The organism is Fimbriimonadaceae bacterium (assembly GCA_019454125.1).
GTDB lineage: Bacteria > Armatimonadota > Fimbriimonadia > Fimbriimonadales > Fimbriimonadaceae > JALHNM01.
This window is the reverse complement of record CP075365.1, coordinates 1,751,259-1,771,954: the sequence shown is the minus strand read 5'-3', so window position 1 is coordinate 1,771,954 and position 20,696 is coordinate 1,751,259. Positions and strand designations below refer to the sequence as shown.

18 protein-coding genes are annotated in these 20,696 nt (G+C 62.8%); 15 read left to right on the top strand and 3 right to left on the bottom strand.

Translation table 11 applies throughout. The features are described from left to right. Nucleotides 1–44 precede the first annotated feature (44 nt). On the top strand, nt 45–1,487 hold the full coding sequence (locus tag KF733_08745; GenBank protein ID QYK55090.1) for an aldehyde dehydrogenase family protein: 1,443 nt from the start codon (nt 45–47) through the stop codon (nt 1,485–1,487). A gap of 146 nt (nt 1,488–1,633) precedes the next feature. Then, nucleotides 1,634–2,179 (top strand): PEP-CTERM sorting domain-containing protein, encoded by a 546-nt coding sequence (locus KF733_08740; GenBank protein QYK55089.1) that lies wholly within the window; start codon nt 1,634–1,636, stop codon nt 2,177–2,179. Nucleotides 2,180–2,263: 84 nt separating this feature from the next. On the opposite strand, the gene ugpC is transcribed toward KF733_08740, so the two are convergent. After that, on the bottom strand, nt 2,264–3,406 hold the full coding sequence (gene ugpC / locus KF733_08735) for a sn-glycerol-3-phosphate ABC transporter ATP-binding protein UgpC (protein ID QYK55088.1): 1,143 nt from the start codon (nt 3,404–3,406) through the stop codon (nt 2,264–2,266). A gap of 281 nt (nt 3,407–3,687) precedes the next feature. Here ugpC and KF733_08730 point away from each other — a divergent pair, with 281 nt between their 5' ends. The 4 genes from KF733_08730 to KF733_08715 all read left to right on the top strand — a co-directional run bounded on the left by KF733_08730 (nt 3,688) and on the right by KF733_08715 (nt 8,245). Further along, entirely contained in the window at nt 3,688–4,824 is a 1,137-nt protein-coding gene (locus tag KF733_08730; GenBank protein ID QYK55087.1) for a DUF892 family protein, read from the top strand. Nucleotides 4,825–5,010: 186 nt separating this feature from the next. After that, nucleotides 5,011–5,163: a hypothetical protein gene (locus KF733_08725; GenBank protein ID QYK55086.1), complete on the top strand. Its 153-nt coding sequence runs from the start codon at nt 5,011–5,013 to the stop codon at nt 5,161–5,163. Then, nucleotides 5,160–6,242 carry a hypothetical protein gene (locus tag KF733_08720; protein ID QYK55085.1) on the top strand — a complete coding sequence of 361 codons (1,083 nt, stop codon included), beginning with the start codon at nt 5,160–5,162 and terminating at the stop codon, nt 6,240–6,242. The genes KF733_08725 and KF733_08720 overlap by 4 nt, the downstream gene beginning before the upstream one ends. A gap of 143 nt (nt 6,243–6,385) precedes the next feature. After that, nucleotides 6,386–8,245, top strand: a complete 1,860-nt coding sequence (locus KF733_08715; GenBank protein ID QYK55084.1) for a glutamate mutase L — start codon at nt 6,386–6,388, stop codon at nt 8,243–8,245. A 57-nt stretch (nt 8,246–8,302) separates the two neighbouring features. Here KF733_08715 and KF733_08710 read toward each other — a convergent pair whose 3' ends face one another. Beyond that, complete coding sequence (locus tag KF733_08710) at nt 8,303–8,653, bottom strand: hypothetical protein (protein QYK55083.1); 351 nt, start codon at nt 8,651–8,653, stop codon at nt 8,303–8,305. Nucleotides 8,654–8,797: 144 nt separating this feature from the next. On the opposite strand from KF733_08710, the gene KF733_08705 reads away from it, so the two are divergent. From KF733_08705 to KF733_08670, 8 genes are all read left to right on the top strand, one after another. Beyond that, nucleotides 8,798–9,217, top strand: coding sequence for a hypothetical protein (locus KF733_08705; GenBank protein QYK55082.1), 420 nt, complete (start codon nt 8,798–8,800; stop codon nt 9,215–9,217). Continuing rightward, entirely contained in the window at nt 9,210–10,184 is a 975-nt protein-coding gene (locus KF733_08700; GenBank protein QYK55081.1) for a hypothetical protein, read from the top strand. Before KF733_08705 ends, KF733_08700 begins: the two co-directional genes overlap by 8 nt. A gap of 213 nt (nt 10,185–10,397) precedes the next feature. Next, nucleotides 10,398–11,105, top strand: coding sequence for a 50S ribosomal protein L10 (gene rplJ, locus KF733_08695; GenBank protein ID QYK55080.1), 708 nt, complete (start codon nt 10,398–10,400; stop codon nt 11,103–11,105). A 7-nt stretch (nt 11,106–11,112) separates the two neighbouring features. Beyond that, on the top strand, nt 11,113–11,505 hold the full coding sequence (gene rplL / locus KF733_08690) for a 50S ribosomal protein L7/L12 (GenBank protein QYK55079.1): 393 nt from the start codon (nt 11,113–11,115) through the stop codon (nt 11,503–11,505). A 437-nt stretch (nt 11,506–11,942) separates the two neighbouring features. Beyond that, entirely contained in the window at nt 11,943–12,482 is a 540-nt protein-coding gene (locus KF733_08685; GenBank protein ID QYK55078.1) for an endonuclease/exonuclease/phosphatase family protein, read from the top strand. 686 nt (nt 12,483–13,168) lie between these two features. Further along, nucleotides 13,169–13,582 (top strand): EamA family transporter, encoded by a 414-nt coding sequence (locus tag KF733_08680; GenBank protein ID QYK55077.1) that lies wholly within the window; start codon nt 13,169–13,171, stop codon nt 13,580–13,582. Nucleotides 13,583–13,720: 138 nt separating this feature from the next. Further along, nucleotides 13,721–14,848: a Gfo/Idh/MocA family oxidoreductase gene (locus KF733_08675; protein ID QYK55076.1), complete on the top strand. Its 1,128-nt coding sequence runs from the start codon at nt 13,721–13,723 to the stop codon at nt 14,846–14,848. 115 nt (nt 14,849–14,963) lie between these two features. Continuing rightward, entirely contained in the window at nt 14,964–18,455 is a 3,492-nt protein-coding gene (locus KF733_08670) for a hypothetical protein (protein QYK55075.1), read from the top strand. A 3-nt stretch (nt 18,456–18,458) separates the two neighbouring features. Here KF733_08670 and KF733_08665 read toward each other — a convergent pair whose 3' ends face one another. Next, nucleotides 18,459–19,244 carry a hypothetical protein gene (locus KF733_08665; GenBank protein QYK55074.1) on the bottom strand — a complete coding sequence of 262 codons (786 nt, stop codon included), beginning with the start codon at nt 19,242–19,244 and terminating at the stop codon, nt 18,459–18,461. A gap of 93 nt (nt 19,245–19,337) precedes the next feature. Here KF733_08665 and nhaA point away from each other — a divergent pair, with 93 nt between their 5' ends. Further along, on the top strand, nt 19,338–20,693 hold the full coding sequence (gene nhaA / locus KF733_08660) for a Na+/H+ antiporter NhaA (protein ID QYK55073.1): 1,356 nt from the start codon (nt 19,338–19,340) through the stop codon (nt 20,691–20,693). The last annotated feature ends 3 nt before the right edge of the window (nt 20,694–20,696 follow it).

The window sequence follows — 20,696 nt, the reverse complement described above, 5'->3', positions numbered from 1 at the left end:
GCCTTCCGCTCAGTCTATCCGTTATAGTGTGCGTAGTTTTCAGCATGCGACATCAAGAACTTTTGATCGGTGGCCAGTTTTTCGGCGGCGTTTGCGACCAAGGAACTCCGAAGAACCCAGTTCGCGCCCCCTATGACGGCCGGATAATCGGCTCGGTCGCCGAAGGCGGGGCTTCTGAAATGGACGCCGCCCTGCATGCAGCCGAGAAAGCCTTCACTTCTTGGAGACGGACTCCAATTTATGTACGTGTCAACTTGCTCCATAGGATAGCAGAACTAAGCCGCGAACGGGCAAAAGAATTAACAGAAGTGCTCACACTTGAGGTCGGCAAGCCTATAAAGTGGTCGGAAGCCGAAGTCGCCCGGCTTTCCCACACCTTCGATCTGGCCGCCCAGCACCTGACCTCGCCCAAGGGGCATGTCCTGCCCGTTGACTATGACGAGCGCGGAGTCGGCCACCGGGCGATTGCTGAGCGCGTACCGCGCGGAGTCGTCTTGGCGATCACGCCCTATAACTGGCCCTTCAACCTCGCAGCCCACAAGATCGCGCCAGCCCTCGCGGCAGGCTGCACGATCGTTTGGAAGCCCGCCGAGGCTGCCGCCCAGTCTTCCCTGCTCCTCGCCCGACTGATCCACGAGGCGGGCTGCCCGGACGGCGTCCTCAACGCCGTCAACGTGCCGTCGGCGGTCGCGAGCAAGGCCGTCACCGACCCGCGCGTCAAGGTCGTCAGCTTCACCGGGTCCGAGGCTGTCGGATGGTCGATCAAGGAGAAGGCGTACGACAAGCAGGTGCTGCTGGAACTCGGCGGCGACGCTTTCGCCGTCTTGTGCCAGGACGCCGATTGGAGCTATGCGGTGAAACGCCTGGTGCCCGCCGCCTATGGGTACGCAGGCCAAATCTGCATCTCCGTCCAGCATTGCCTCGTGCACGAGTCGCGCTACGGCGACGTACGGGACGCGCTCGTCGAACGCACCCGGGCCTGCAAGTGGGGGGACCCGGAGGATCCCGAGGTCGTCTGCGGCCCCGTGATCAATGAGCAGGCGGCCGACCGCATCGAGGCTTGGCTCCAAGAAGCGGTGCAGGGCGGAGCGAAAATCTTGGCCGGCGGTCGTCGGCACGGCCTCGTGATCGAGCCGACCCTCGTGGAAGGAGTCCCACCAGGTTCAAGGCTCGATAGTGACGAGGTGTTCGGCCCGGTCCTTACGCTCGCCCCGTTCACCAGCGACGAGGAGGCAATCGCCCGGGTCAACCGGTCACGCTTCGGCATTCAGACCGGGGTCTTCACCAACGATTACCACGTTGCCGAGCAGTTCTTCCAGGAACTGGAGGTCGGTGGGGTGGTCGTGAACGACTGTCCGAACCTGCGGTTCGACGCCGTGCCCTATGGCGGCGTGAAGCGCAGCGGCTTCGGCCGAGAAGGGACGGCCGTTGCCTTCGATGAGTTAACGGAACCCCGTTCCCTGGTCTTCTGTCCCCGCCAGGGCTGAGCCCAACCGCACATCACCTCCGAACATGTGACGACTCGTCCTAGGTATTACTACGTGTTTATATGGTTAACCGTGAAAGCGGCAAGAAAATTGGGATATATTCCGAAGGGTCGTTAGACCATGTGCTTCCAATAAGAGGATAAAAGATGAAAAAGCTCGCCTTAGTTGCGCTTGCTGGCGTCGCCGGAATGGCTGCCGCCCAAGTTATTGACCAGAACCAGCCCGACAACTCGGTTTACATGGCCGCGTTCTCGCAGGGTGACCTCGCTCAGTCGTTCCAGCAGAGCGCGAACAACATCGTCGGCGCAGGCATCTTCCTGCAGCCTGGCATCGGTTCCTCCGACAACGTTCGCATTTCCCTTTGGGACAAGCTGCCGAACGCTGGCGGCGTCATGCTCGCTTCGGGCAGCGCCCGCGGCACGGCCGGCACTTGGGTAGACGTGTTCTGGAGCCAGGTCAACATCGCCCCGAACACGACTTACTTCCTCGTGTTCGACGGCAACACCAGCCTCGGCATCGCCGGTTCGGTCAACGACCCGTACAGCCGCGGCCAGGTTTACGCCAACCCGGGCTACCAGCCGTTCCCGACGTTCGACTACACGTTCCGCACGTACGCCGTGCCGGAGCCGGCTTCGATGATCGCGCTGGGCGCTGGCCTCGCGGCTCTCGTTGCTCGCCGACGCAGCAAGTAAGGCTGTCGCTTATCCAGAAGCCGGACGCTTAGGCGCCCGGCTTTTCTGCTTTCAGCCCTCATGGAAGGCGTGCGAACCTCCGCCTCAGTTCGTGCGGATCGCCGCGCCGGTCTGGTAATCGAAGACGTGCACCTTGTCGAGGTCCAACAGGAACTTGCGCGTCGTTGTCTCCTGGGCTGAGACGACAGGGTCCAGGGTCGCGGTCAGAGCAAGGCCGCCTGCGTCCAGATAGACGGTGTCTTCCGCACCAAGCCGCTCGACCACGTCGATCTTTGCTTCGAACGCGTTCTCCGAGTTCTCCGGCACATCCTTGCTGTGCTCGCTCGCATAGATGTCCTCGGGGCGGATCCCGATCCACACCTTGGAGCCCACCTTTCCCCGCATTGGGTTGCGTGGGGGGAGGCCGATGTTCAGCGCACCGACGCGGACGTGCCCGTTCAAGACTTCCCCTTCCATGATGTTCATGGGCGGCGAGCCGATGAAGCTGGCGACGAACTTGTTAGCGGGCCGGTTATAGACCTCGTCGGGACGGTCGCACTGCTGGAGCACGCCTTCGCTCATCACTGCGATCCGCTGGCCCATCGTCATCGCCTCCACCTGGTCGTGGGTGACATAGACGGTGGTCGTGACCAGGTTCCGGTGGAGCCGGATGAGCTCCGCCCTGGTCTGGATGCGCAACTTTGCGTCCAGGTTGGAAAGCGGTTCGTCCATCAAGAAGACCTTCGGCTTTCGCACGATCGCCCGGCCCAGCGCCACCCTTTGGCGCTGTCCGCCGGAGAGTTCCTTCGGCCGCCGTGCGAGGAGGCCGTCGATGGAGAGCATACGGGCGGTCTCGCGCACGCGGCTGTCGATGTCCTCGCGGATGCGCCTGGCCTCGCCATAGTGCGCGACCTGCCACCAGAAACTCTTAAGCTCGCGCAACCGAAGGCCGAAGGCGATGTTGTCATAGACGGACATGTGCGGATAGAGCGCGTAGTTCTGGAAGACCATCGCGATGTCGCGGTCTTTCGGGGGGACGTCGTTCACCCGGCGCTCGCCGATGGCGATGTCTCCGTCCGTAGCTTCTTCCAGCCCCGCGATCATGCGCAGCGCCGTGGTCTTGCCACAACCGGAAGGGCCGACCAGCACCATAAACTCCCCGTCTCGGATCTCGAGGTCCAGGTTGTCCACAGCACGAACGTCTTTCCCAAAAATCTTCGAGACACCGCGGAAGGTGACGCTCGCCATTGAGGGATCGAGTCTACCACCGAGAGCCGCAGCTTCAAGTGCGAGTTCGTACGATTTTGTGGCCGGGGCGCTCCACAGCAGACCGGCGCGCGGCTCCAGCCGCCTCGTCGTTCGCCGGAAGTCACTCTCTGTGTGGGCCCGCGAAAAGCACTGGGTCGTTTATACTCTTCTTACAAGGGTTTGCGTCAGCCTGCTATATGGCGGACAAGCAAGGAACCGAAACCGAAACCACTTCCCAGCGCAACGATAAGACCAGCTCTAAGAACAATTCCCAGAGCGAATTGTCAAAGGTTTTCGTCACGCAGCTGAAGGACATGCTGAGTGCCGAACAACAGATCGCGGCGAAGCTGCCGGAGATGATCGGCAAAGTCAAAAACCGTGAGTTAAAAAGGTCGTTAGAGTCTCATAGGAAGGAGACGGATAGAGAGTGCGACCGACTTGAAAAGATCTTGTCGAGCTTAGGCGAGAAGGCGGACGGAAAGAAGTGCGAAGCAATGGAAGCGATTCTTAAGGAAGGCGACCAAATGATGGCGTCCCTGCCCACTGGGGACGAGCACGACCCGACCCTCGCGGCCTGGTTGCTCAAGATCGAGCACTACGAGATCGCGTCTTACAGCGCGCTTGTCGTCCTAGCCAAGTGCCTTCAGAAGGAAGAGATGGTCGATGTGTTCAAACAATCGCTCCAAGAAGAGATCAACGCCGCTTCGGACCTTTTCGACTTCGCCAGCGACGAACTGATGCAGAACAAGCGGCAGACGGAACGGTTTATGGTCGTCGTCGAAACCTTCGACATGACTCCGAGCCAGCGCTATCGCGGCCCTTCTTTGCGCCGCCCCTCGTTGCAGGAGTACGGCCGGCAGTCTTCGCAAGAGGGCTACGGACGCGGCGGATACAGCGGCGGCTACGACCAGCAGAGTGCGCGAAGCTATGACGAAGGGCGGTCGGAAGGCACCCGACGTGGTTCGTCCGGCCAGCAAGACGATTACCGACGGGGCGGCGACCAAGACTCTTATAGCCGCGGGTATTACGAGGACGACAACGACGGCTCTCGCGAGGCCGGTTATCGGCGCAGCCGGTTCTCCGAGGACGACGATCAGGGCTACTCCTATCGACAGGGCTCGGGTGGCGGCTCAAGCCAGGGCTATGGCAGCGGCTCAGGCGACGGCTATGGCGAGCAACGCGGCAGGAGGGCGGGCGGCTCCTACGGATCCAGCGGCAATCGCGAGTCGTACGAAGGCGGTTACGGGGGTTCCGGAGAGGGTCGGTACGAGCGATCCGGCCAGGGCCGGCCAGCCTCTTCGAACTGGGGCCGTTCCAGCCGTGAAAGCAACGGGTACGAGGACGACCGTGGGCGAGGTTTCAACGACGAGGATGAGGGCGATTACCGCTCCCGCTCCCGACGATGCCGAATAGGTTGAAAAACCGAGAAGGGCGCCACCAGAATGTGTGGTGCCCTTGCGTTTTAGTTTATTACCTCGCAGTTCTTATGGGATTTCTAGGCGGCACTCCAGGGTTCTGTCCGGGCTTTTAGCGCTCTGCCCGTGAATCTCCCAATGGCGAGGGCTGTGAAGCGCCCAAGCCGGTGATCACAATGCCGAGAACAAGTGAACGATATCGAAGCGACGAAGACGAGCGCCGAGGCGGCCGGTCCGACGATCGGGATCGCGGCGGCTATGGGCGCGGTCGTAACGACGACGACGACAACCGTGGCTGGAACGCCCGCTCTCAAGAGCGCGACGAATATGGCCGTTTTGTGAGTGATGACGACGACCGTGGTGGCCGGTCCCGCAGTCGCTATGAGGAAGACGACCGCTCAAGCTCGCGCGGCCGTTCGAACCAGGACGACGACTATGACCGCCGCTCCCGCCGAGCGGAGAGCATGCCTCGCGACGAGTACGGCCGCTTTACGAGTAACGACGACGACGACCGTGGCCGATCGCGCAGCTATGGACGCAGCGGCGGCGGACAGGGCCGGAACGACGACGACCGCGGCGGTTACGGTTCGAGCAGGGGCCGTAGCGGGGACGACGGCGACCGCTCCCGCCGTGCGGAGAGCATGCCGCGCGACGAGTACGGCCGCTTCGTGAGCCAAGACGACGACGACGACCGTGGCCGATCCCGCAACTATGGCCGCAGCGGCGGCGGGCAGGGCCGCAACGACGACGACCGCGGCGGTTACGGTTCGAGCAGGGGCCGTGGCGGGGACGACGGCGACCGCTCCCGCCGTGCGGAGAGCATGCCGCGCGACGAGTACGGCCGCTTCGTGAGCCAGGACGACGACGACGACCGCGGCCGATCGCGCAGCTATGGACGCAGCGGCGGACAGGGCCGCAACGACGACGACCGCGGCGGTTACGGTTCGAGCAGGGGCCGTGGCGGCGACGATGGCGACCGGTCCCGCCGTGCGGAGAACATGCCGCGCGACGAGTACGGCCGCTTCGTGAGCCAGGACGACGACGACGACCGCGGCCGCTCTCGAAACGGCGGTGGCGGCGATCGCTCCCGGGGCAACAACGGTGGCGGTGGCCGGTATGACAACGATGAATATCGCGGCGGATCACAGGGCGGATACCGCGGCCGCGACGACGACCGGGGTCGCAACATCAGCTCGGAGGAGCACCGACACCGTTCCGAAGGCGCCCAGCGCGCGGCGATGCAACGTGACCGGGACGAGTACGGTCGATTCACGAGCGACGACGACGATGACCGGGGCGGCCGATCTAACTACGGCGGCGGATCGCGTGGCGGCAGTCGCAGTCGGTATGACGACGATGACGACAACCGGTCGCGCGCGGCACGCAACCGCGACCGTGACGAGTACGGCCGCTTTGTCTAAGGCCTAGCTAGGCACCACCAGCCAGAGCGGTCGCAGGTAATGCACCGCAGACAATCCAGCGGGGCCACCCTTGTGGTGGCCCCGAAAGCATGGCCGCGTCCTCAAGCCGCATCCGCGATCGGCCAAAGGCTATACTCTGCCCCATGTCCCAGCCGGACGTCCTGCGCATCGTCGCCACTGACTGCGGCTCCACAACGACCAAAGCGATCCTGATCGAGCGCAACCCAAACGGCCAGTATCGCTTGGTCGCGCGCGGAGAGGCGCCGACGACCGTTGAAAAGCCGTTCGAGGACGTCACCGTCGGCGTGCTGAACGCCATGACCGAGCTTGAGGAGATCACGGAGTCAGACGTTCCCGAAGCCGAAGGCTTCAAGCCCGGCCGCCGCAAGCTTATCAAGGACGGCACCGTCTGGCGGCTGCTGAAGGACGGCGAACCAGCCCAGCCGCGGGCCGGCGAGCTCGACGGAAGCGATATGTACGTTTCCACATCATCGGCCGGCGGCGGCCTGCAGATGATGGTCGCGGGGGTCGTCAAGGCCATGAGCGCGGAATCGGCCGAGCGCGCCGCCCTGGGTGCAGGCGCGATCTTGATGGACACCCTTGCGGTCGACGACGGCCGTAAAGACTTCCAGAAAGTCGAGCGGTTGCGGAAGCTGCGCCCCGACATCATCTTGATGTCGGGCGGAACCGACGGCGGCACGAAGAGCCACCTGATCGAGATGGCCGAGGTCATCCACCGGGCCGACCCCAAGCCGCGGTTCGGCGATATGCAGCTGCCGGTCATCTTCGCGGGCAACCGCGAGGTGCGCGAAGAGGTCAAGCAAGTCCTCGGCGAATCGATCGCGGTGAAGGTCGTCGACAACATCCGGCCGACCCTGGAGCAGGAGAACCTCGGCCCCGCCCGCGACGAGATCCACGAGCTTTTCCTGGAGCACGTCATGCAACAGGCGCCGGGCTATTCGAAGCTGCTCGACTGGGCCAGCGAGGAAGTGATGGCGACCCCGAACGCGGTCGGCAAGCTCATGGAGAGCTATGCGCGCGAGGAGGGGATCAACATCCTGGGCGTCGACATCGGCGGCGCGACCACGGACGTCTTCTCTGTCTTCGACGGCATCTATAACCGCACGGTCTCGGCCAACCTCGGCATGAGCTACTCGATCTGCAACGTGCTGAAGGAGGCGGGCACCGAGAACATCGCCCGTTGGCTGCCCTTCAAGATCGACCCGTTCGAAGTGCGAAACCGGCTTCGGAACAAGATGATCCGACCGACCACGATTCCCCAGACGTACGAAGACCTGCTCATCGAGCAGGCCGTCGCGCGTGAGGCGCTGCGCCTGGCCTTCTACCACCACAAGTCGCTCGCCCGCACCCTTAAAGGAACCCAGCAGCAGCGTGACGTCGGCCAGATCTTTGAGCAGGCGACGACGGGCGAGACGCTCATCAAGATGATGAAGCTGGACATGATCATCGGCTCGGGCGGCGTCCTCAGCCACGCCCCGCTCCGCGCCCAATCGGCGCTCATGATGATGGACGCCTATGAGCCCGAGGGCGTCACCATGCTCACGGTCGACTCGATCTTCATGATGCCGCACCTGGGCGTGCTCAGCGAGCACCACTACCAGGCCGCGCGCGAGGTCTTCGAATACGACTGCATCGTGAAGGCTGGCCACTGCGTCGCGCCGGTCGGCCCAGCCCCGAAGAACTCGACCGAGCCGGTCGTCACCCTCCGCGGAGACGGCATCAACGAGGCGCTTCCTTACGGCCAGATCAAGGTCATCCCGCTCGGCCGGGGAGAGTTTAAGGACGTCACGATCGAGCCCTGCAAGACGATGGACGTCGGCGCGGGCAAGGGCAAGTCAAGGCAGATGCGGCTGGAAGGTGGCACCATCGGAATCATCATTGACTCTCGCGGACGCCCCTTCAACCTGGCAAGCGACGAGGGCGAGAGGATTAAAAAGCACCGGGAGTGGCTCGCGGCTATGGGCTTGCCGCTTCCAACCTAGGGACTTTTTTTCGCAGCTAGTCCGGTCGCTCCCCCGCGAAACCGACTGCGGCCCCCTCTACCAGCGGACGCCGGCAAGAGCCATCGCAAAGAAGACTCCGGCGACCGCGGCGATGCCGTAGGCCAGCATCAGGATGCGGAAGGCACGGCGGCCGAGGGGATGGGCGAAGTTGATGACCCGGTCCTCTTCGTTAGCCTTGCCGTTCTCGAGGCGGCGGGGGACCCAGAGCCTGGTGTCGCCCTCGCCGAAGTAGAAGCCCATGCGCCAGCGGGCCGCGTCATCCCACACCTCTTGGTTGCGCAGTCGCCGCTCGGTCAGGATCGGACGCCAGATCCGGTCGGCCACCACCGCATGGATCGGCATCTCGACCACCGCGGGCCAGTCAAATGTGTCCAAACTTCGGTCCACATCATCGATTGTCGGTGCAATTTAGCTCAGGTCTCATGGCTGGTTCGAGGCCACCTAGCCAAGCACCTGCAGGCCCGGCAGTACGCAAAACAAACTAGCACAAATACTGTTGCACCCACCCGAAACAAATTGCAGAATAGAAACATGTTAGAGGCTGCCCTTCTTACCTGGGTGCTGACTGTGGATCAGGTACCGTTCTCGGTACAGGTCACCGGAAACGACACCGTCGTGCCGAATAACGGGTCTAACCTCATATACGGTGGAGGTTACGACCATACTTCGCAAAGGGTGCACAGCATTCTTGGCTCCCCCACTGAAAATCCTCCTACTTGGGCGAGCTACCTTGATGAGTGGGACTTCGTCGAGACGGTGTATTCTGACCCTGCTTCAATACCTACGTACGATCTTCTCCCTGGCTGGCAATTGGTGGTTCGAGCTCGTTGGAAGAAAGAGATGGCCTGGCAGGTGTGGGAGAATGGAAACGCCATAGTCAGCCGGAATTTGGTCAACTACTCCGGCGCTCACATCACGCACTTCAAGGAGTATTTTTGGCCCAATGATTGAGCTCTCCTATCTACTCGCCGTGGCTCTGGCACGTCAGGAAGCGCCTGCCGAGCTGCAGGCGCTGATCGCTGCAGTCGGCGCGGTCTCCGACATCTCGGCACTCTACAAAGAAACCCCTCAGAAGCGGGAAGCCCTGCTGTTGAAACGAGGGGCGAGGAAGGTAAAGGGGCGGGACTACGACTTGTTCGTGGACGTCTCGATCCTGAGGGGCCAGGAGCGAGAAATTATCTGCGAAGCTCTAAAGGAGCTGCGCGATGTCCGCTTGGAAAGCGATGGTACGATTCGATACGATGCCCTGCCGCCCTCCCTCAAACGATTGGTCGGTTCCGAGGTTTCAACCGCTAAGATGAAGAATGGTTCGGTCCCGGTGCGCGCCGACCTGAGGGTCGGGTTCTTGCCAGCCCGTCTTGCCCGCGTCTCGAGCGGTGGCAAGACCGAGTTTTTGCGCATGACGGCCGACCTTCCCAAGGCCGATCAGTTCTATGAGTCGCTCAGCAAGAGCGGAAGCACTTCCCTGACCAATACCAATTCCGGCCCTGAATTGCCGCTCTTATGGCCCGGCACGGAATCAGTCCAATCGAGCCTTCAGGCGAGCTACTTCGGCCCGTTCGTCTCCCAAGAGAGACGCGCCGACTGCTGGCAAACCTTTGGCCAGTTCTTGCTGGAGTATGAGACCGAGTGGGAGGCACGCCGCAAAATGGTCAAGGAGGAGGCTGTGACCCATCTTCTGGCCCAGCTCAAGGGAACCCTGCCGGAAGTCTACTCGGGCGAATCCGGCTTAAGCGGCTCGTCCGGCCTTGCCGCGGCAAGGTTCTTGCTTCGTGACCAGCTTGCCTCGAGAAAGCTCGACCCTGCCGCGATCGACGCTTACTTGGCCGACTTTCGCGTAGAGTCGGTGGCCGTCGGGCTGTACCTCGTCTTCTCACCCGGCCCAAACTCGAGCCTGGCCCACCATCTTCTTCCTTAGCCCACAAGCCCTAAACCGGAGTGACGGCGACTGCCATACTCGCAATGCTCTCCAGAGACAGTCGGTGGCCATTGGCTCTAATCCGTCGAAAGACGGGCCGACCGAGGTGGCGGAACACAGTTTAATCGGCGCTGGGATTCCCAGGGTCGTGATAAGCTTAAGGCTCCCGCTTCCCATGTTTGGACGGGAGCTTTAACTTTAGGAACGATCAACATGCCGACTGCCCAAAAAGCGAACGTCATTGACATGACGAAGGCAAGGTACGACAAGGCAGCGGGGGTGATCTTCAGCGAATATCGAGGGCTCAAAGTCCACCAGCTCCAGACGTTGCGCAAGCAGCTGAAGGACAAGGGCGGCGAGTTCCAGGTCGTGAAGAACACTCTCTTCCGCATCGCGATCGGCGACCACGCGAAGAACCTCCCCGAGGAGCTTGGCAGCGGCCCGACCGCTGTCGTCTACCTCTACGAGAACGAGACCGACCTCGCCAAGGTCCTTATGGACTTTGCGAAGACGAACAAGGCTCTCATCGTTAAGGGAGGCCTCATCAACGGTAAGAGCTTCAACGACAAGCAGGTTGAGTCGCTGAGCAAGCTCCCGCCGAGAGATGTCCTCATCGCGCAGGTCATCGGAGCCGTCGCCGCCCCGCTCTCCAATTTGGTGGGTGTGGTCGAGGCGCTCTATGCCGATCCGATCCGGGTGATCGGGGCCGTGGCGGACAAGGTCGCCGAAGGCTCCCCGATCCCCGAAAAACCGACGGAGGAAGCTGCCCCGTCGGCGCCGGAAGCGACCGAGGCTCCAAGCGCCGATGACGAGGTGCCCGCCGTCGTCGTCGCCACCGCCGAAGAAAGCGAAGCCCCTGCGGCCGAAGCCGCCCCGACCCCGGAGGGCGACGCCCCCACCCCAGAAGAAAACAAGGAGTAATTAAGAAATGGCCACCGTAGTCGAAGAACTGGTCGAAAAGATCAGTGGTATGACCGCCCTCGAGCTCAGTGAGCTCAAGACCGCGCTTGAAGAGAAGTTCGGCGTGACCGCCGCCGCCCCCATGATGGGCATGCCCATGATGATGCCGGGAATGGGTGGCGGTGCAGACGCCGCCCCGGTCGAGGAGAAGACCGAGTTCGACGTCATCCTCGCTGAAGCCGGAGCCAACAAGCTCAACGTCATCAAGGTCGTTCGCGAAGTCACCGGCCTCGGCCTTAAGGAAGCCAAGGACCTGGTCGACGGCGCGCCGAAGCCGATCAAGGAAGGCATCGGCAAAGACGCCGCCGACGAGCTCAAGAAGAAGCTCGAAGAGGCTGGCGGCAAAGTCGAGGTCAAGTAACCGAGAACGGACGGCGGCCAGCCCATTTGGAGCTGGCGGCCGTCCCATCGCCTAAGCCTTCAGCCGGCGTGTCGGACTCTTAACACAGGCGTGGCACACTCTAGCCATGCTTGTCAGTTTGATCGCGTCGGCGGTGTTCTCGTCGGCGCCCGCCGACGTCCGTTTCCTGGCCCGGAACATCTTTCGCGGCGGCGACGAGGCTATGGACGCCACCGACCCGGCCGATAAGGCGAGGCGTCAAAAAAGCGTGATGGACGTCATCGTGCGCGAGCGGGCCGACGTGGTCGCTATGGTCGAGACATACGGCAGCGGCGAGGCCTTTGCGAAGGGCTTGAAGTTCCACTACCACCCGCGTGGCACCAACGTCTCGATCTTCAGCCGGTGGCCGATCGAACGGGACGTCTCGGTCTATCAGCCGTTCAACTGCGTCGGGGCGATTGTCCGCAGACCGGACGGGAAGCGGTTCGCCGTGTACTCGGTTTGGATCCATTACGTGGACGACATCTGGACAGACCCCCCGCTCGCGGGACGGGCGGTCGGTCGAAGACCTGCTGGCTAAAGACGGAGACAGCCGGAAGAAGGAGATCCGCGCGATCCTCGACGGCATCGCCGAAAAGCTCAAGGACGAGGAATCGATGCCAGTCATCATCGGCGGCGACTTCAACAGCAACTCCCACCTCGACTATGTCGAGAGCGCAAGAGAAATCTACGGCGAGCCTATCGAGTGGCCCGTGACCAAGCTCATGGAAGAGGGCGGCTATCGCGACTCCTACCGCAAGTGCAACCCAGTCATCGACCGCATGCGCGACAGGACTTGGACACCTCGCTATCCTGAACAGATCCAAGACCGAATCGACTTTGTCTACTGGAAGGGGGACCAGTTGAAGCCGGTCGAGTCGCGGATGCTTGACGAAGCCGACCCACACTGGCCGTCAGACCACTCTGCTGTCTTCACCGAGTTTCGCTGGCAGGAATAGCGGCGGGCGAGGAGGCCCCGGCCGAGAGAACGGTTCCTATGCCTCGGCACGGGCGTGCCGAGGCATACAAAACTCGGTCAGGCGCGACGTCGCGACTTGCCGAGGCTGACGAAGCCGAGGACGCACAGGGCGATACTGCCAGCCAGGGCCAGATGCCACGGCCTCGGGCCATGAAAGGCGGCCGGCACCTCGGCGGCTTGCGCAGGCCATGAACCACTGTAGACCAGGGCTCGCGGTTCCTCTCCCCGAAGATCGACGACTTGCGTACCAGGCGGCAGTTGTTTCTCGACGGTGTAGAAATCCGTCTGGCATATAGGGGACTGGGACAAGATCAGCGCCGCGGATACTAAGAGCGCCCCCGCGTCGGATGCTAAGCCCCAAGGAGCCTGCGAGGAGCACTTTGCCTACTTGCATGTTTCTCATAATAAAGAGCATTATAAGGCGAACCCTGGGGTAGGTCACAAGTCCTATGTCGCTCCTCTTAACGTCCCGTACCGAACCTAAGTTACACACCGGCGATAGTCATGGTTTGTGTCGTCACAAGGGCGGTGTGAGACGCAGAGGGGCGTGCGGCTACCGCTCGGTCTCACTTCGGATAAGCCCTTGCGATCCCTCTCCCGCTGCTACAACCACCCACCGCTTATGCCTCCAGGCGGCGTCGAACCCTCTCGTATACTCCGGACCCCATGGACTTTCGAGCTTGGGCCTTGCTCTCGGCGCTTTTCGCCGGCCTGACTGCCATCCTCGCGAAGAAGGGTGTGGAAGGCGTCCCGCCAAACCTGGCGCTCGCTGTTCGGGTGGCCTTTGTCCTGGTCTTCGCAGTCGCCCTTGCGTGGGGCACCAAGGATCTTGAAGTGACGACCTTGAAAGGGACGACTTGGCTCTTCTTAGGCCTGTCGGCGCTCGCAACCTTCCTCTCTTGGGCGTGCTACTTCCGCGCCCTGCAAGGCGGCCCCGTATCAGTCGTGGCACCAATTGACAAGCTGAGTTTTGTCATGGCCGTCGTACTCGGACTCTTGGTGCTCCATGAACCAATAACACCCAAAGTGTTGGCTGGCTCGGCGATTATCGTGGTGGGTGTTCTCTTAACCCTAGCGTGAAGGTTTCGTGTTTCAATGTTCTCCCACGACTGGCATTATTAACGCCGTTTACGTGGAACTGAAGACACCGAAAGAGCTCTGTGACTGCGCCGACGAGCCGCGGCGAACTAGGAGGGCGAGTTTGCTAGACTCAAGGGCGTGCCCCGCCCCTGCCTCACGATCGGCCTTATCGGATACCAGTTCATGGGCCGCGCCCATAGCAACGCCTACCGCCAGGTGGGCCGCTTCTTCGACCTTCCCGTCGAGATCCGGATGAAAACGGTCTGCGGCCGTCACGAGGCGGCAGTGCGGGAGGCTGCGCAGAGCCTGGGCTGGGAGGGGTTCGCCACGGACTACCGCCAGGTCTTGGAGGATCCGGAGATCGACGTCGTGGATATTGCGACCCCGGGCGATTCCCACTGCGAGATCGCGGTGGCGGCCGCCCAAGCGGGCAAGGCGGTCTGGTGCGAGAAGCCGATCGGTAACACCCTGGCCGAGGCGAAACGGATGGCGGAAGCCGTCCGGGCCAGCGGCAGGCCCAGCGCCGTCTTCCACAACTACCGGTTCGCCCCCGCCGTGGCCCTGGCCAAGAAGCTCCTGGAATCGGGCCGATTGGGCCGGATCTATCATTTCCGCGCGGTCTACCTACAGGATTGGATCGCCGACCCCGCCTTCCCCATGGTTTGGCGGCTGCGGAGGGAGCACGCGGGCAGCGGCGCCCTGGGCGATATCGGTTCGCACATCATCGACCTTGCCCGCCACCTCGTCGGCGAGTTCGCAGAGGTCTGCGGGACGACCGAGACGTTCATCAGCGAGCGGCCGGACGGGCATGGCGGCACCGGGACGGTCGACGTCGACGACGCGGCAGTCTGGCTCGCCCGGTTTCAGGGCGGGGCGCTGGGCTCTTTCGAGGCCAGCCGGTTCGCCCTGGGCCGTAAGAACCAGAACCGGTTCGAGATCAACGGCTCGGGAGGCTCAATTGTCTTTGACCTGGAGCGGATGAACGAGCTGCAGTTCTTCGACGCCTCCGACCCAGCCGAAACGGCTGGTTTCCGGCTCCTGCCGGCCACGCAAGAAGCCCACCCCTATGCCGGCCACTACTGGCCAGTCGGCCATATCTTAGGCTACGAGCACACGTTCGTGAACCTGATTGCCGAGGCTGCGAAGGCACACCACGAGGGGCGTCGGTTCCGTCCGGACTTGGAAGACGGCCTGCAAAACCAGCGGGTGCTGGACGCCGTCGAAAGGAGCCATCATTCTCGCGGCTGGGTCAGCCTGGACGCGTGACACGCTAAACCGCAAAAAAACTGACCGTTTGCGTACCTGGTTCTCGTAAAAAACGGGGAGTCATAGTCGCCTTTTGAGCCATACTAACAATAGGGTTTCTATACTCGTTTGACCCATGCGTAGTTGGAGAATCGGAATCGCGCTTCTGGCTTTGGCGCCCATCGTGGCCCCAGGGCAGATCGCTTTGCCAAACTCCTCCAGCGAAAGCGAGGGGCCCAAGGACGAGGTCGGCGGCCGCAACTCGATGGATCAGCTCCGGGCCCGGAGCGACCGGCCCTCCCTGCCGCTTCGCTATGGCAAGGTGAAGGTCGGTTCGGAGCGGGTGACGGTCGAAGGCCGCACCCTTGTCCGCGAGCGGGACTACGCTATGGACTACGAGGCCGGCGTGGTCTATCTTAAGACCACCGTCCGCGACGGGTCGCCCGTGACGGTCGAATACCGGTACGACGAGGAGCAAGGCAAGGCGGGGACATTCGGGGTCGGCGCCTCGGACGGGGCCAAGGGCTTCAGCTCCCTCCGTTTGGGCCTCACGAACAACACCTCGATGGTGCTCGGCCTCGGGCTCACCGAGCGGCTTGGCGACGGCACCGTCGTCTCAAGCAACGTCTACGGGTTGCAGAACAGCTTCAGCTTCGGAGGGGGCGGCAAGCTTCGCGGGCTTTACATGGTCGGAAGCCGCGAGCGCGTCCAGTCCACCAGCCTCATGGGCGAGGAAACGGCCAAGACCGACGTCGACGAGGGCCGGGCCACCGCGATCGTCCAATCGATGGAATCCAGGGCCCTGGGCGGAAGCATCAGGGTCGACTACCGCGACATCGGCGCGAACTTCTCCGGCTTCCAAGCCTTCGAGGGCGCCGGCTACGAAGCCGCCGAGATCCAACAAATGGCCGCGGAGAAGGGCCTGAAGCGCACCAACTTCCAGGCGAGCGGCCTTGGCGGCCCCGCCCTCGGGCTCGGCTTTGGCCAGAAGTCGGTCGGCGACGACGACGGCGCGATCACTTGGCGCAGCTACCAAGCGCGGCTGGGCGGCATCGAGATGGATTGGCGGAACCAGAAGGTCGATCCGGGCTTCAACCGGTTCAACGACCTGGGTGAGGAGGACAAGAAGCAGCTCGGCAAAGAGCGCGGCATGGAGCGGGAGACGCTTTCGCTCGGCAAAAACTTCGCGGGCGGCAACCTCAAGTTCGACTCGCTCAAGGTCCTGCAGCTGGACGGCAAAGGCTTCTACCGTCGCGGTGCGGGCGTTGAGACGCCTTGGATGAAGATGTCGTTCGGCGACCAGCGCGTCGCGGCCGGCTTCACCCGTTTTGGCGACCTGCGGGAGAACGATCGCGACCAGCTTTCCCGTGAACAGGGCCTGGTCCGGGAGTCCTTCGGCCTTTCCATTAATCCGAAGAACGGTCCCCTGCTTTCGTACAACGACGCCAGCGTCCGAACTGAGACCGGCGACTTTAACGCCATCGACCTGGGCTATAAGTTCGGCCGGCTAAGCCTGCAGCACACCCGGCGCGAGGCCGACGCCGGCTTCGGCGCCCTGAACACGCTCTCTCGCGAGGAGATCGGCGGCCACCTGGACGCCATCGCCCAGATGTACGACCCCAACGCGCGGCTACGCAACGAAGACTGGCAGAACTGGGGCCGGGCCGCGGGGCTCAACCGCAGCGGGTTGCGCCTGTCGTACGACTTTGGCAGGGGCACGACCGTCCAAGCCCAGCAGACTTCCGTCGATTCCCAGACCGACGCGCTCAAGGCGCAGAGCTACCAGGTCACCACACCGGCCTTCAACCTGGCCTATCGCGACCAGTCGGAGACGGCCGACTTCGACCCGAGCCAACTCCTCTTCACCGAGAACCAGCGCTTCGGCTACACGAGGGGGCTGGACAAGACGGACCTCGAGGCTTCCCTAAAGCTCGGCGGATCGCGGGTGCTCTCATTCAACCGCATGAGCGCGGGCGACCTTTCCGGCGAAGCGGCCCGACAGAGGTTTGGCTATTCGGACAAAGGCTTCCAGCTGAACTACGCGCGCCGCTCGGTGGACTCTGGCTTCGAGGGCCTCCGCGGAGTCATGGACCCGGAGCGGGATTACCTGCTCGGCATGATGGGGTACGACCAGTCCGAGCTGGGCCTCGCCTGGCAGATCCTGCCAAACCTCGCCTTCGACCATCGCCAGTTCCAGGGCGTGGACGTGCTGAACGAGCAGCAAAAGACGTTCAGCCAATCCAATGCGCGGTTCGCGCTCGATAAGGCCACCCAGATCGTGGCGTCGAAATCGAGCTATGTGCAAGAGGGCCCGAACGAGACGCTCTTCGACCAGAGGAAGGAGACGGTCAGCGTCCGCCGCGACTTCGGCACCTTCGGCGTGGTGACGCTCGCCGAAGAAGACCAGAAGTACACCGGGGTCCAGGACACCGCGCCGGACTCCACCAAGCAGACCGTGCTCTACGAGGGCCAGCTCACCAAGACTACGAGCCTGCGGACCGAACACAGCCGTACCCGATACGAGACCGGCGAAGAAGAAACGCTGACCAGCAACTCGGTGGCCCAAAACCTCACCTCCCGGACGGGCGTCAGCGTCACGAACACGGAGATTCGGCGTGACGGCGAGCGGCCCGACGAAACCCGCCGGGACTATGGTTTCTGGATCGATTTCGGCCGGAACATCCGGCTGGACTACAAGAGCTCGCGCCAGTTGGTGGGCGATGCGCTCAACGGGAGCGGGACGCTGAACAGCAACGTTTCGATCACGCCCGGCCAGTTCCAAGGGATCGACATGAAGAGCATGTCCTACACCCGGAACGGGTGGGACGACCAGCGCGACCAGCATATCGGCAACGTTTCACTGGCCAACATCAAGCCGCTTGACTGGGGATTCCTGAAAGACGTCCGCTTCCACTACACGGCCGACACGGTCCACGATCTGGACCTCTGGCAACGGGAAAACCGGACCATGGGCTTCGGCGGCAGGGTCGGCGCGTTCGCCTTTGGCTATGACTATCGCAGCCAGGCCATCCCTTCGGGCGACCGGGCGATAGACCGGCAGTTCACGGTGACCACGGACACGACCGGCAAGAGCTGGATTCGCGCCGACATTAAGTACAACCTGCGTACGATGCCGATGGGCGATCAAGTGATGGTCCGTAACTACAGCCTGACCCTCGAACCCACCAAGGGTCTGCACGTGAGCCACCAGTTGATCACCAACCCGCTGCAGGCTCAGCCAAACGTGCTGCTCGGAGACGTGGCGACTCCTGGCCGCTCCAACAAGTGGACGGTGGCCTACGACGGTTGCGCCAGCACCAAGTCTTCCCTCACGTTCGAAGAGTTCTACAACGAGCAGACGCACCAATTGCGCACCAGTCTCAAGGCCGGGCTGACCCTCTTTGCGAACAACCCTTCCCCCCTCTTCCTGGAATACGGGATGGGCGAGTCGAACGAGAGTGGAGAGCTGCGCCGAAGCTTCGGCTTCAACGTCCGGCTGGACCAGCGCCCAGGGCCGAACCAGTCCTTCTCACTGCGATTCGGAAACCTCAATTGGGAGCTGGGCCGACCCCGAGACCAAGGCATCCAAAACTGGAACCTTCGGTTCGACTATAGCCTGCGGTTCTAGGGTCTAGCGTTCGCCGCGTTTGATGCGGGCGACGACCCGGTCGATCTCTTTCTGCAGTTCTGGCGAGACCTTCTCGCGTTGCTCTTGCAGGTATGGCAAGCATGCCTCGCCCATCACCAGCAGGTCGCGTTCCGCCATGCGCCGGACCACCGGATTGGGATCCAGCAAGAGGGTCGACTGGCAGACCGGCCGGACTCCAGGCAGGATGTCGTCGGACGACTTGAGCCCGACCAGGCGATAACCACCCCCCTCGATCCCGTCGAAGTGGAAGTTCACGGTCAGGGCCCCTTTATCGCCGGCCTGCTCCACCACGGCGGCGACGCCGCGGAGGGAGAGGTCCGCTTTGCCATCGGAAACCGGCTGGACCTGCGGCTTCTCGAACTTGAAGAAGCCGTCCTGCGAAAACTCACGCGAGACGACGAGGAACGCGGCCGCAAACTTGGCTGCGAGCTCGGCCGTGGCAAAGGTCGGCTTCGCCGACTTGTAGAGCTCGTCCAGCTCCTCCCGCTTCTTCAGCAGCCTGACCCGCTCCTGGCGGTCGACGAGGAACACGCTGCGGGGCGCAAGGGGCGCAGGCGGCATCATCTGCACGGGAAACTCGCGAAAGTGAAGGGCCACGGCGCGGAACCCCAGGGGGTCGCCCTCCATGGCGTCGTCCTTCAAGGGGACGGGATCGACGGTGACCACACCAGACACGTTCCGCTGGATCCAGTTGCGAACCGCGGGCACGGCGTCGTCCACGGTCGGTAGGATACCGAGCATCGCTAGGGCGAGGGTCATAGTGGTCATGGCGGGCATACCTTTATATCAGACGCGCGCGGCCCGGGTATGTGACGCGTTTTGACGGTCTCGGCCGTATGGTGAGACCAGCTAAGGACGGCAATGGCAAGAAAACGATTTGAACCAATTGGCGGCAAGACTCCGGCTGAGCGCGTCTTGCGGCCCGTCGTGAACTTCACCGCGAGGGAGTCATCCAGCGGCATTCTCCTGATCTTGGCGACCGTCATCGCCATGGTCTGGGCGAACTCGGGGTGGGCCGCCTCCTACCATTCCCTCTTCCACGAGGAAAAGCTCACCGTCGCGTTCAGCGACTTCTTTAGCCTGTCCTATACGCTCGGCCACTGGGTGAACGACGGGCTGATGGCGATCTTCTTCTTCGTGGTCGGCTTGGAGATCAAGCGCGAAGTCCTCTCCGGAGAGCTGCGGACGCCGAAGCGGGCGATGCTGCCGTTGCTCGCGGCGACGGGCGGAGCCGTCCTGCCCGCCCTGATCTATCTGGCCATCAACCGGGAGGGTGACCTGGCTCGAGGTTGGGGCATCCCCATGGCGACTGACATCGCTTTCTCGCTCGGCGTCCTTGCCCTTGTCGCGAGCCGTGCCCCGCTGGGCTTAAAAGTCTTCCTCACCGCGTTCGCGATCGTCGACGACCTCATCGCCGTCATCGTGATCGCCCTGTTCTATTCCGGCACGATCTCCACCTATAACCTCTTCTCCGCGGCGGCCGCCCTCACCGTGATGGTCGTCTTCAACAAAACGGGGATCCGGAAGGCCGCGCCGTACTTCATCTTCTCTTTGGTGACGTGGTTCTTCGTGCTGAAGTCCGGGATCCACGCGTCCATTGCGGGCGTCCTCTGCGCGGCGACCATCCCCGCGACCCCGCGGCTTTCCGCCGACCAGTTCGTCTCACGGGGCCGGGAATTGATCGGCGTCCTCGTCCCACAAGAAGCCACCCGTCTCGACCCCGGGGCGATCTCTGAGCTCAGGGCCCGCGTCTACCAGGCCAACGCTCCGTTGGAGATCTTGGAAGAAGACTTGCACCCGTGGGTGGCGTTCTTCATCATGCCCGTCTTCGCCCTTGCGAACGCGGGGGTCACCCTCGGCTCGAACTGGTTGCAAGAGCTTACGAGCCCCGTCGCCCTCGGCATCGCCCTGGCCCTGGTGGTCGGTAAGACCGTCGGCATCAGCATCTTCGCGAAGCTCGGCGTCATGGCGAAGCTCAGCATCCTGCCGTCCGGGGTCCGGTGGCCCCAAATCTATGCCACGGCGGCTTTGGGCGGGATCGGGTTCACGATGTCGCTCTTCATTGCGACTCTCGCCTTCCCCCCTGGCCCGATCCTGGACGCCGCTAAGCTCGGGATCCTCATGGGCTCGCTTGTGAGCGGCATCCTCGGCTCCGTGTTGCTGAAGTTCGCGTTGCGCCCCTCGCGGCATCCCCACACCGCGCAAGCCAGCGCCTGAGGC